The organism is Microcoleus sp. Pol12B4 (assembly GCF_036701385.1).
In the GTDB taxonomy this organism is placed as follows: Bacteria; Cyanobacteriota; Cyanobacteriia; order Cyanobacteriales; family Microcoleaceae; genus Microcoleus.
Window position 1 is genome coordinate 38,040 of the sequence record NZ_JAUBQR010000016.1, and the last position, 12,324, is coordinate 50,363.

Genomic DNA, 12,324 nt, shown 5'->3' on the forward strand with positions numbered 1-12,324 from the left:
AACAACCCTCTGCTCAGTTGTGAAGTGCTTGCAGGGGCTATCCCCCGGTACACGCCTTTCGCCAAAGGGGTAGACACGGGGTCCTACCCCTACAAATTGTTCGCACTGACAGCTTGGTTTAGCGACTTAATCAAATCCGTTGCCCGAACCTCGACCTTGCTGGTCTAAAGCTTTCCTGTCAGCATCTACCATTAAATGTACTAACTCCTGAAAAGTTACAGAAGGTTCCCAATTTAATTGCTGGCGCGCCTTAGTCGAATCGCCAATCAACAGTTCGACTTCTGCAGGCCGCAAGTAGCGTTCGTCAAATTCCACATATTTTTGCCAATCTAAATTGACGTAAGTAAAAGCCAAATCGAGAAATTCCTTAATGGAATGAGTCTCGTTGGTAGCAATGACATAATCGTCAGGCTTGTCTTGTTGCAGCATCAGCCACATCGCCCGCACGTAGTCTTTAGCATAGCCCCAGTCCCGCTTAGAATCGAGATTGCCCAAGTAAATCTTTTTCTGCTTGCCGGCGACTATTCTGGCAACGGCGCGAGTAATTTTGCGAGTTACAAAAGTTTCGCCACGGCGGGGAGATTCGTGATTGAACAAGATGCCGTTGCAAGCAAAAAGTCCGTATGATTCGCGATAATTTACTGTTTGCCAGTGCCCGTAAACTTTGGCGCAGGCGTAAGGACTTCTGGGATAAAAAGGAGTTGTTTCCTTCTGCGGAACTTCCTGTACCAAACCAAACATTTCCGAAGAACCTGCTTGATAGAACCGCACTTCTATGCCGGTGCGGTGCTGATAGTCCCGAATTGCTTCTAGCAGCCGCAATACTCCCATCCCTACTGTGTCAACCGTATATTCCGGCGAGTCAAAACTGACTCGAACGTGAGATTGAGCGCCTAAGTTATAAATTTCTACCGGCTGAACTTCTTCCAATATCCGGCGGAGAGTGGTGCCGTCCGTCAAGTCGCCGTAGTGTAGAAACAGGCGTGCACCCTCGCTGTGAGGATCGACATAGATGTGGTCAATTCGATCGGTATTGAAACTAGAACTGCGCCGGATAATACCGTGAACTTCATATCCTTTCTCTAACAGTAATTCGCTCAAGTAGGAGCCGTCTTGACCTGTAATACCTGTTATTAGCGCTCGCTTGCGTTGCGTCATCTGATTTTCCTGTGACAGGCTGTGTTAATTCACAATAAATTTTTTGGCAGAGGCTGTTGCTCCCTGCCGGGCGTATTCTCAAACTCTACGTTAACGGCTTTATAAAACTTACTCAAACTTAACTTTAGTTACCTAAAGCCAGTTGAAGTTTACTTCCTACGCTGTTGGGTAGTGGGCTATCCCAAGATAAGTAGGCTATCCCCCTTAAGCCAAAGGTTATAGAGTTAAGTTTAACACCTAAACCTAAAGTAGTCTATCTAGAAGAAGTGATCTTTCTAGATGAATAAGAGGTAGGTTTATTTAAGTATTTGCCCCTTTAGTTAAGCTCACAATTCTTCGATCGGCACCCAGGAACTGTTTAGTTTTGACAAAGAGTTTGTCGCGGATTGTCAGTAGTCAGCATCAGTGGTCAGTAATAAATAAAACTAACTACCGATTGCTGACTGCGGACAAAAATTAATATGCGCCGTTAAAATTAATATGCGCCGTTATTTTTGGGAAAAATCACAACTCCAATTGTTTTGAAAACAATCCACATATCCATCCAAAGGTTTTTGTCATTTGCGTAATAGAGGTCGATTTGGACTCGGCGGGGATAGGGAATGTCGTTGCGACCGGACACTTGCCACAAGCCTGTAATTCCAGGCCTTATGGTGAGAATCTTGTTGATGTGACGGCCGTATCTCGGCAGTTCTTCTTCAACTAAAGGTCTCGGTCCGACGACACTCATATCTCCTTTTAAAACATTCCAAAACTGGGGAAACTCGTCTAAACTGGTCATTCGTAAAAATCTTCCAATCCAGGTAATTCGAGGGTCTTGTTTCAGCTTGAAATTGTCCTCAAACTCTTGACGCAAATGCGGAGAATTTTCCATGATTTCCAGCAATATATCGTCCGCATTTTCCACCATCGTTCTGAATTTAAGGCAATAAAACCTTTTACGGTTTTTGCCTACTCGTTCCTGTACGTAAAAAATAGGACCGGGCGAGCTTAAGGCGATTAAGAAAGCCAAAAGCAGGTAAACCGGAGCAAACAGGATCAGAACCGATAAGGAAAACAGGATGTCAAATAACCGCTTGAAAAGTTCTCCGTCGAGGCTCTGTAGAGAACGACTTATGCGTCTATCTCCTTGCAGGACAGACCCAAAACCGCGTCTTGCGATCGCTCGAATTACCTTGCCGGAGATTAGTTGGCTGTCGGCAGTCATCTTACTCCTTCACTTCACACCACACACAGTCCTGATCATAAAGCCTCAAGACGCTTTGTTCTCTCAATTATGTTTCCAATACTCAATTTTCTGCCTTCAGAAGGCTTCAAAAGGCAGAATTAAGAAGGAAGAGGGCTTCTGGCGGCAGAAGAAAGAAGGCACCAGGCACTTATCCAGAGGTGTTCTGAAGGCACTTATACAAAGGCACAAGGAAGATTGTCCCGCTATCGGGTTCTGGCACTCTCACGCCCCGGACTCGGTAAAATCACGGGAGTGAAATTCCTGATAGCAGCGTTCCACAAAAGCTAGATAGCGCTGCCCAAAAACTTCGGGGCCAAACTGTTCAGCGCGCAACCTGCTGATTTCTGGCCGAAATTTGCCTTGCAACTGCTCAAATTCCTTGACAGCTTCGACTAATGCTGCTGCGGTTTGGGAGGAAAAAAATAAACCAGTCCCTGTGTCTGGGTGTTGGCGAATGTCGAGCACTGTCTCCAAAGCGCCCCCTGCTGCATAGGAAATTACTGGTGTTCCGCAAGCTTGAGCCTCTACCAAAGCTATGCCAAAATCTTCGCAAGCTGCATAGACAAAGGCTTTCGCCTCTGCCATGTACTTTTCAACTATGGAGGCGGGCTGCCAGCCGAGCACTTGCACGTTGGGTTTGGCGATTTGCCGAATCATGTCTAATTCTGGCCCGGTGCCGATGACAATTAGAGTATGCCCGAGTTGATTGAATGCTTGGACGATCGCACTTACGTTTTTGTAACTTACTAACCGACAAACTGTGACGTAAAAGTCCTGTTTTTGCCGCATCAAGGAAAATCGCTCGATATTTACCGGCGGATAAATCACCTGGGCCCGCCGCCGATAGCAGCGCCAAATTCGGCGCGCCGTGTGTTGAGAGTTAGCGATGAAATAATCAACGCGATTGGCGGAAATTACGTCCCACTGCCGCAGTCGATGCAACAAATATCGCGTCAGCAGCCCCGGGATGCCCCGTCCGGCTTTGCTGCTACGCAAATAGTCAAAAGTTAAGTCCCAAGCGTAGCGCATGGGTGTGTGGCAGTAGCAGACGTGCAGTTGCTGAGGACTGGTGAGGATGCCTTTAGCGACGGCGTGGGACGATGAGAGGATGATGTCGTATTCTCGCAGATCTAGTTGTTCGATCGCGATCGGCAGAAATGGCAGATATTTTTGCACGCCGCTGCGGGCCTTGGGAAAGTGCTGCAAAAAAGTTGTGCCAATCTGTCGCCCGAAAAGATAGCTTTCGGGATTGGCTGATTCAAAGTCGATGAGGGCATAGACATCTGCCTCGTCTACGTGTTTGAGGATTTCCTGTACTACGAGTTCTGAACCGCCAGTAGCTAAGGGCGTCAACCATTCGTGAACTAGGGCGTATTTGAGTTTTTTCACTTGTATTTGTAGCCAATCAAACGATTTGTTAGCGCCAGTGCTGTCAATATTAGTCTTACTAAGGGATCAACTTACGCAATATCCAGCCATCAACCAGGTTTCTAGGTAGGTATCTAGGTCAAACCAAGGATTTTGGGAATAAACGGAGTTTGGGTCAAATCAACCACAGCAAAACAGCACTCTCCGGCAGCGATTTCCCCGATAATTGACAAGAAATACTATTAGGCGGAATACTGAAGGTGATTTGCGATCGCCTAAATCTGCGGAATCGGCGATCGGCTCAATGTGGTGTGAGGAAAAATGTCCAAATTTTTGTGGAAGGGACTTTTAGTTAGTCCCGCTGTATTGGCAGCAAGTTTAGTAGTATCTTCGACGGCGCTCGCAGAGCAACCTGTAGAAATTGCCACGGCAGCTCAAACTGATAAATTGCAATTAGCAGGTGCTGCAACCGAGGCAGCCAAGTCTGAGACAGCAAAGCCTGAGACAGCCGAACCAGCCTCACTAGATAGCAACTTGACTGTTGAAACTATTGAGAAAGAAAGTGCGAACCTCTACGAGGGCTTTCCTTCGGATCGCTTCGCTAACGATCCCATCGCCCCAGTTACCGAACAAGCAAAAGCAACGGAAAACGCAGTTGCAGCAGATTTAAGCGAAACCAAACCGGCAGTAGCGCCCGCAAATTTAAGTGCCGAACAACCAGTCGCGCAGCAAATCCCCGCAGTAGCGCCCGCAAACTTAAGCGAAACGCAACCCGCCGCACCACTGGCTAATTTAAACGCAGAAAAATCGGCCGCGCAACCCGAGCAAATTTCCCAATCCACAGATTCAAGTGCCCAACCTCAAGCACAGTCAAATGTTTTAGAACAAATCAATCAATACAGCGCAGAAGACAGTCGCAGCGAAGATGGGGCTGGCCAAGTAACCTCAGTTTCTCAACTTTCCGACGTTCGGCCCACCGATTGGGCATTCCAAGCTTTGCAATCCCTAGTAGAGCGCTACGGGTGCATAGCTGGGTATCCTGACGGCACTTTTCGCGGCAACCGGGCGATGACTCGCTACGAGTTTGCAGCAGGTTTAAATGCGTGTTTGGATAAAGTTACCGAGCTAATTCAAGGCGGTTCCAGAAATCTGGCGACGCGAGAAGATTTGGCTTCTGTGCAAAGGTTGCAAGAAGAATTTGCGGCGGAATTAGCAACTTTGCGCGGCCGCGTCGATGTTTTGGAAGCGCGCGCCTCGGAATTAGAAGCAAATCAGTTTTCAACTACGACTAAACTCAACGGCGAAGTGATATTTGCTTTGACGGGTATCGCCAGGGGAGATGATGCCGAGGGCCGCGAAGCTGATCAAACCACGGCTTTCGGCAGCAGGGTTCGGATCAATTTCGACACGAGTTTTTCTGGGGAAGATTTGCTGAGAACTCGACTGCAAGTTTTGAATCTGGGTTCGTTTTCTACGAATAATACGAAAACCGCTGAAGGAGAATTGCGGTTTAACGCCGGGCCTTTTGCCGAGGCCAGCAATACTGTAGGTTTAGATGCGCTGCTTTACCAATTCCCTCTAGGGAAAAACACGACTGTAATTTTAGAAGCCAACGCTGGCGCTGCTGATGATTTTGCTAACACTGTCAACCCTTACTTTGACGGAGACGGCGGCAGCGGTGCTCTTTCTAATTTCGGTACTCGCAACCCGATTTACTATTTGACTGGCGGTTCTGGCATCGCTCTGCGGCATCAGTTTGGGGAAAAACTCGAGCTGAGTTTGGGATATTTGGCTGGAAACGCCGCGGACCCGACGCGGGGTAACGGTTTGTTCAACGGTTCTTATGGCGGTTTGGCTCAGTTGACTTTCAAACAGAACGACAAAATGGCTTTAGGTTTAACTTACGTTAATTCCTACAACTTCGTTACTGGTACCGGGAGCAATGCTTCTAATTTTCCGGTGCGTCTCGGTTCCTTCGGGCTCGACAGCGACAGCACTCTGCCAGTTACTAGCAATTCCTACGGCGCACAAGCTTCGTGGCAGTTGAACCGGAGATTTGCAATTGGCGGTTGGGCGGGTTACACCAACCAGCGCATTTTATCCAACTTGGCTACTCCTACCGGTTCTGTGCAGCGGGGGGATCAAAAAATCTGGAACTGGGCAGTTACTTTGGCTTTTCCCGATTTGTTGAAAGAAGGAAATGTGGCCGGCATTTTGGTAGGTATGGAGCCGCGGGTGACGAGTTCTACTAATCGGACTTTGCCGGAAGATAAGGATACTTCGCTGCACGTTGAAGGTTTTTATCAGTTTAAGTTGAGCGACAATATCTCTATCACTCCTGGCCTGATTTGGCTGACTGCTCCTGACCACAATAAGAATAATTCTGATTTGGTGATTGGGGTGGTCAGAACGACGTTTACTTTCTAGGAGAAGCCCACACCGATTTTAGATTTTAGATTGGCGGTTGTAATCTAAAATCTAAAATTGTCCTAACTTGGATTTAAGGTTTCAACAAAAACGACCAGCTTTTGCTAAAGCTGGTCTGCACAAATAGTTAAATCCGTTGTGTTCCCACAGTGTTGTTCTCACAGTGAGGAAACCCAAGTTGCACGTTTCTTTGCAAAGGGTTCTAAAAGAAATATCATCTCTCTTAAGTGGTATTATAACAACAAAATTTAATTTTCTGTAATAAAACTTTACATTACAGAGGCACTTTAATTTTTATTTAGGGACGATCGCACTTTTTTGCACTTTGTATAATAAAGCCTGTTTCAAAAACCAGCTCTATACGTAGGTTGATGCCTACCAAACCTTTTATTTTGCGAAAAAAGGAGGTTTCAATGGTCGATAGACCCTTTTTCTCACTTTGTATAAATCAAGCCGGAGCTTGCTGCGGTCTGCCCCAGACAATCCGCTCCTGCTTGTATACAACCATACCCGGTTTCGCACCTTTCGGCTTGTATACATATTTCGGTTCTGTATAAACCACGGGGACTTGTTCGCTGTGGCGGGCGCGACTGTAGTAAGCAGTCATGTCGGCGGCAAATTGCAAATCGGTTTCTTCAGCCACAGTACCGGGTTTCAGACGCAGCAAAGCGTGACTTCCGGGAATCTCTAGGGTGTGGAACCACAAGTCGTAGTCGTTGGCGGTGCGAAAAGTGAGTTGGTCGTTTTGGCGGTTGTTGCGCCCGATTAATAATTCAAAGCCGCTGGGGGTTTGGTAGCGGTGAAATTCGATCGCAGCATTTTTGTCGGTACTGCGGTAATCTGGTACGTCTAGGTATTTTTGCTGGATCAGTTCTTCGCGGATTTCGGCAAGGGTTTGCAAATCTTGGGTGTTGCGGTAGGTTTCCAACACCGAAAGCGCTACTTCAACTTGTTCTAAATAGTCGATTTCTTCCTGTACGGCGGCTAACAAAGGTTCTACAGCAATGCGAGCTCTTTTAAGTTTTTGGTGTTTTTTGTAGATGGCTTGAGCGTTTTGAACGGCGTTTTTTTCCGGGTTTAGGAGAATGCTAACTGGTTTTTCGGTTTCAAAGTCGGGGAGAGAAATTGATTTCATTCCCGGTTCCCAATGCTGCAAATTTGCCATCAGCAAGTCGGCTTGGGATTTGTGGGTGTCGGCATCTGCAGATTGCTGCAAACGTTCTTTAAATGTGTTGGCTTTGAGGCGCAGTTTTGCTAAGACATTGTTGAGTTTTTGGGTAAGCTGATGCCGCAGTTGGGCGAATACTTCTTGATTGATTTCGCCTGTGTAGTAGCTGTTAAGTAATTCTTGAACGGAAGAGAATGAAGAAGGAACAGGGGAGTTAGATTCGTTTCCAGGTTCTGCCTCTTTTATATCCGGTGTCGGCCAATCGATGACGGTGTAGCCTTCGGGGGTAAAACTCGGGTGAAATTTGGAGTTTTCTAGGCATTGCAGCCAGTATAGCCAGCGCTGGAATAGTTGCTGCCAGTCGTCGGGATTGAGGCTGTCGGTGGATTGTTCGGGGTCTAATGAAGCCGATCGAATCATTGACAAAACTAAGGCTTTACTCATCCCTCGGTAATTCTTCAACATATTGCCCTTTAATTGCCCAGGAACCAGGCTAATTCGCGATTGCCAGCGGTTTTGAGATTCGCTCAGACTCGGCACTGCATCGGTCAAAGACGGGGGCATTTCGTAGGGTTGCCCGGTTTGGATGGGACGGACGGTGGACTGTTTGGCGCTGACTTGGTGGGCGCAGGTGACAACGAGGTTGTCTTGGGCGGTGAGGATGACGTTGCTGTACTTGCCCATGATTTCGGCGTAGAGGTGCCAGAGGGCTGGTTCTCCTGGGCGTTTGGCGAATTGCAAGTCGATGACTCTTTCCCAGGATGCAACAGGGGCGATGGAAACTAAGGCTAAACCGCTGAGTTGGTGCCGCAGTTGTTCGCTGAAGGTGAAGGTATCGGGAATGCGGGGCGGGGGGTCGCCGACGCAGATGCGGGCGGCCACAGGATGCCAGGAAAGGTCAATCCAGCCGCGCCCTTTCATAGTACGCAGCGCCAGGGACACGGTGAAGCGATCGCGCTGGTAGACTTGTTCTAAGCGCGCTGGCAGCCATTGGGCTCGCAGTTCGCTGCAAGTGGCGGTTAAAGTTGTAAAGTCTACGGGTTGCACGGTATTCTCAGGGCGATCGAACTATCTATTTCTATGCTGACAGATATCGGTCACATTTTACTAATTATATAAAATTATTGTTTACTCTTGCTTTCCGTCCTTCCCTAGGAAAGCTCTTCCATAATTTCGTTAACAAATAACTGATAACTAATAGACATCTCCTAAAAAGCAGGTTTTGAACAGGCAGGGGAACTATTCCACAAGAATTATGGCAGATATCTAATAACAACTAACTAATAACTTCCTGAATCAATTGCAAATGTTTGTACAAAGGTGCGATCGTATTGGCGGTGATCGCACCGCTAGCAGCAACAGCCGGCAAACCTATTCCCGGAAACGTCGAATCTCCACAGCAAAACAGCCCCGCTAAAGGCGTTCTCGGCCCGGGAAACAAGCCGCTACCCGCCCGAATTCCGGGCCCGTAGGAACCGCGATGGCGGCGCAAAAACCGTTCGTGGGTGAGGGGTGTGCCAACTAAGGTGACTTCGCAGCGCGATCGAATATTGGGGATAATTCTCTCTAAGGCTTCCCACATTACCTCGGCGCGCGCTTGTTTTTGCTGCTTGTACTCTTGGCTGGTGCGATCGAGCTTTTGCCACAAATCGTAAGGCTCGTTTCCGGGGGTATATGCGTGAATGACGTGCTTTCCCGGAGGCGCGAGATGGGGGTCGAGGAGGGAGGGAATCGAGACGAGAACGACGTTCTGAGGGGCGGAAACGCCCATTTCCCAGTCTTTGACGAAGATGTAGTGACAAGCCAAGTCCGATCGCACTCCGGCAGCATCAATTCCCAGATGCAGGTGCATGAAGCTGTCGCACTCGGGCGTCGCCTGCCTCTCTTGCCGAAACCTTTGCGGGACAGAGGTTTCAGGCAACAGTTTCAGGGTATCCCAAACGGAAGCGTTGGAAACGACGGCTTTGTGCGATCGAATAATTTTGCCCGATCGCAGCCGCACGCCCGCAGCCCGGTTGTTTTCGATCAAAACTTCTGCAACGTGGGAATTTAGCAGCAACTGCCCTCCGTGGCGCTCAAAACCGCGTACTAGGGCATTTACCAAAGCTGCACTACCACCGATCGGATAGTCCAAAACTGCATTGGGGCGATACCAGTCGGCGAACATGAAAGCAACTTCGGCTGCGATCGTTCCGTCGGCGGGAAGTCCAGACAGCAGGAAACACAACAAATTCAGCCAATTTCGGACAAAGGGATCTTTGACATTTTTGTCCATAATTTTGCTGAAAGGGCCTGCAAGTGCGATCGCGTCGCCAGCACTTTGCAGGAAAGCCGGCGCAAATTTGCCGAGGGTAAAAACAGCGCCCAAATCGAAGCGCAAAGCCAGGGAGGGCAAGGCTATGGCAGCTTTGGCGTAGGGTTCCATGATGCGCTGGAGTTGCTGCCATTCGGCGACTGCTTCGGCGCCGCGCAGTTGTGCGAGCACTTCGCCAAATTGACTCGCACCAACGGATGTGTCGAAATCGCCTTCTGGCAAACAGCAACCCCAGGTATCGTAGGTGATGCAGGGGAGTTTTTCGCCGATCGCATCCAAAACTTGCCGCAGGGGATTCGCAGACTGGCTGTAGGATAATCCTGAGTACAGGGAGGGCCCGGAGTCGAAGCTAAATCCGTCGCGTTCAAAACCGTGTGCGGCCCCGCCCGCGATCGAATGGCTTTCGCAAACCACAATCTCAAAGCCATAGCGGGCAAGCATTGCAGCGCAAGTCAAGCCGCCAATCCCGCTGCCGATGACGATGATTTCTGTGTCTGTGGGGGCGATCGCAACCATGTTTTTCTCCGCTACTTCAGCTAATATTATCAATGTCTTGCAGCTTTAGGACTTAGGCATTTAACAGATGCGATCGTCCCTAGCCCTCTTTAACAAGGGGAGTACGGAGTAGTACGGAGTGGGAGAAGAAGCTGTCAAAGCCCCCCTTAATCAGGGCGAAGAAGTAGTAAAAGTCAACCCCTAATCCCTGATTTTTTGGGGAATTTAGGGGGAGATCGACTCAGCTACCACCCTTAAAATACCAATCTGTATATTATTAAATGGAAAATCTATCTATTCTAGAACAAGCTGCCCAATCTAATTCTCAACCATCTCCCGACGCTGTAGTCGCCGCCCTCCTAGAAGCTGAGAAAAACGCGAAAAAAAATAAAATTCGCTATTCTTTCGAGCAATTAATCGGAAACTGGCAACTCTGCTTTATCACCGGCACCAAAAAGACTCGACAAAAAGCGGGGATTGTGTTGGGTGCGGGACGTTACATCCCTCGGTGGATTGCGAAAATTCAAATTGCTTATGCGGCCGAACCTGTTGCTGAAGGGGAAGAGAATAGCGAAACCGGCAGGGTGGAAAATTCGGTGCAAGTTGGGGCTATCGTACTAACTCTTTCCGGGCCGACTAAGTTTTTGGTTAATAAAAATATTTTAGCTTTTGATTTTACCAGAATTACTGTGAAAGTGTTGGGTAAAACTGTGTATCAAGGATTTATTCGCGGTGGAGAAGTGCGGGAGGCAGAATTTTTTAGTTTGAGTGTGGGGAAGCAGGCATTTTTTGCATATTTTCTGGTAGAAGATGGGATAATTGCCGCTAGGGGAAGGGGCGGTGGCTTGGCTTTGTGGGGGAGAGTTTAGAGGAATTGAGGAGGCGATCAAGTAATTGTTTTTGATAGCAGTCAGGTATTGGCGAATTCCCAGGAGATTGTTAACCCGAAATACAGTCAAGATTTCCTGCATATGAACGCAGAAGGCTATGTGGTACTCAACAAGGCAATTAATTGCTGGTATCATGGTATCGTAGGATAAGGATACTTGACATATATCAAAGTAGTAGACTGTATTAGATATGGATGCAGCAGACATCCTCTAAGGATGACGTCCCGTTACCCACTAGGGTCTAGGAAGTTTCGGTAAAGACGTTCTGAATACCAAAACTGATTTTTTGGCGAAGGCTCCTTAAGGAGCCTTTGTTATTTTATGGCTTCGGTAATTTTTTATTATTCAATAAGTTTTTGGCTATAACGAAGAAGCCGACTTTTTTCACTTTGCCTATGCCTTCGTATTTAGGGTAAGCACTTTGTACGGGTAATTTCAGCTTTTTAACGTCTTTGAATCCTGCAAAACCACCGTAATAATCAAGCTCTCTACCATTTAAATCAAAAATTTCAACGGTGGCAGATTTTCCATATTAAACGTGACAAACTAACGTTTTTTTCTCGCCCAATGACTTAATAATACTCGGTAAGTGCTTTGAGAGTTGATATCTCTCAAAATTAAATTTTCTAGACTCTTTCGGCCCACTATACATCAATAACTGTGATTATTCGCTAGAAACATAATCTGAATATTTAGTGAAGCAATGTAAGCCATAACTTACTATAAACTTGTATGCTATCGGCTTTTGATCGTCTGTTTGGTCTAGATACTCAACCCACCGATCATTAAGATGTAATAGGTCGTATATTTCATCATTTAGTATGAACTTTTTCCAGGATGTAACTTCTTTTACGGTATTAAAGTTCATACTTACCAGAACATATTAACTAAGCTTCGGCTCATGTGTTTAAGACGCAATGTTTGTCGAAATTGATTAAGGAGAGGCGACCCGGACAGTTGATAAGACCTAGCACCTTTACTCATGGAATAGAGACAAATGAGGTCATTTAGAACGATAAAAGACACTATACCGCAAATCATAGATACTGGAAAAGCATAATTTTTTTTGATTTATTTGGCAAAAAAGCAAATTAGTGGTACCATTGATGATTAAAAAAAGTTAAAATACCTCTATGACTTATCCAGGATAGATAGGTGGTTTTCTGGGAAATTGGACTTATCAAGGTGATGCCAAACTGGGTAGTCCTGCATAGCAAGGAAAATCCAGGGTTTTAATTGATAGATAAACTGGCGTTGTACTCATGAATAAAATACC

7 protein-coding genes are annotated in these 12,324 nt (G+C 47.1%); 2 read left to right on the forward strand and 5 right to left on the reverse strand.

From position 1 onward, the window contains the following. Positions 1–126: 126 nt before the first annotated feature. From gmd to QUA38_RS04225, 3 genes are all read right to left on the reverse strand, one after another. On the reverse strand, positions 127–1,158 hold the full coding sequence (gene gmd / locus QUA38_RS04215; protein ID WP_333159492.1) for a GDP-mannose 4,6-dehydratase: 1,032 nt from the start codon (positions 1,156–1,158) through the stop codon (positions 127–129). Positions 1,159–1,633: 475 nt separating this feature from the next. Continuing rightward, positions 1,634–2,365, reverse strand: a complete 732-nt coding sequence (locus QUA38_RS04220; RefSeq protein ID WP_190663127.1) for a sugar transferase — start codon at positions 2,363–2,365, stop codon at positions 1,634–1,636. 243 nt (positions 2,366–2,608) lie between these two features. Then, positions 2,609–3,775 carry a glycosyltransferase gene (locus QUA38_RS04225; RefSeq protein WP_333159494.1) on the reverse strand — a complete coding sequence of 389 codons (1,167 nt, stop codon included), beginning with the start codon at positions 3,773–3,775 and terminating at the stop codon, positions 2,609–2,611. Positions 3,776–4,075: 300 nt separating this feature from the next. Here QUA38_RS04225 and QUA38_RS04230 point away from each other — a divergent pair, with 300 nt between their 5' ends. After that, positions 4,076–6,181: an iron uptake porin gene (locus QUA38_RS04230; RefSeq protein ID WP_333159496.1), complete on the forward strand. Its 2,106-nt coding sequence runs from the start codon at positions 4,076–4,078 to the stop codon at positions 6,179–6,181. Between the two features lie 448 nt (positions 6,182–6,629). On the opposite strand, the gene QUA38_RS04235 is transcribed toward QUA38_RS04230, so the two are convergent. Both QUA38_RS04235 and QUA38_RS04240 read right to left on the reverse strand, forming a co-directional pair. Beyond that, positions 6,630–8,396 carry an NFACT RNA binding domain-containing protein gene (locus tag QUA38_RS04235; protein WP_333159498.1) on the reverse strand — a complete coding sequence of 589 codons (1,767 nt, stop codon included), beginning with the start codon at positions 8,394–8,396 and terminating at the stop codon, positions 6,630–6,632. A gap of 229 nt (positions 8,397–8,625) precedes the next feature. Further along, complete coding sequence (locus tag QUA38_RS04240; protein ID WP_333159502.1) at positions 8,626–10,179, reverse strand: NAD(P)/FAD-dependent oxidoreductase; 1,554 nt, start codon at positions 10,177–10,179, stop codon at positions 8,626–8,628. A 260-nt stretch (positions 10,180–10,439) separates the two neighbouring features. Between QUA38_RS04240 and QUA38_RS04245 the strand changes: the two genes are divergently transcribed. Then, positions 10,440–11,027, forward strand: coding sequence for a hypothetical protein (locus tag QUA38_RS04245; protein ID WP_333159500.1), 588 nt, complete (start codon positions 10,440–10,442; stop codon positions 11,025–11,027). Positions 11,028–12,324 lie beyond the last annotated feature (1,297 nt).

What these genes read in the sequence shown, in the direction of transcription:
- gmd (WP_333159492.1), bottom strand. Translation starts at nt 1,158, where the DNA reads ATGACGCAACGCAAGCGAGCGCTAATAACAGGTATTACAGGTCAAGAC.
- QUA38_RS04220 (WP_190663127.1), bottom strand. Translation starts at nt 2,365, where the DNA reads ATGACTGCCGACAGCCAACTAATCTCCGGCAAGGTAATTCGAGCGATC.
- QUA38_RS04230 (WP_333159496.1), top strand. Translation starts at nt 4,076, where the DNA reads ATGTCCAAATTTTTGTGGAAGGGACTTTTAGTTAGTCCCGCTGTATTG.
- QUA38_RS04240 (WP_333159502.1), bottom strand. Translation starts at nt 10,179, where the DNA reads ATGGTTGCGATCGCCCCCACAGACACAGAAATCATCGTCATCGGCAGC.
- QUA38_RS04245 (WP_333159500.1), top strand. Translation starts at nt 10,440, where the DNA reads ATGGAAAATCTATCTATTCTAGAACAAGCTGCCCAATCTAATTCTCAA.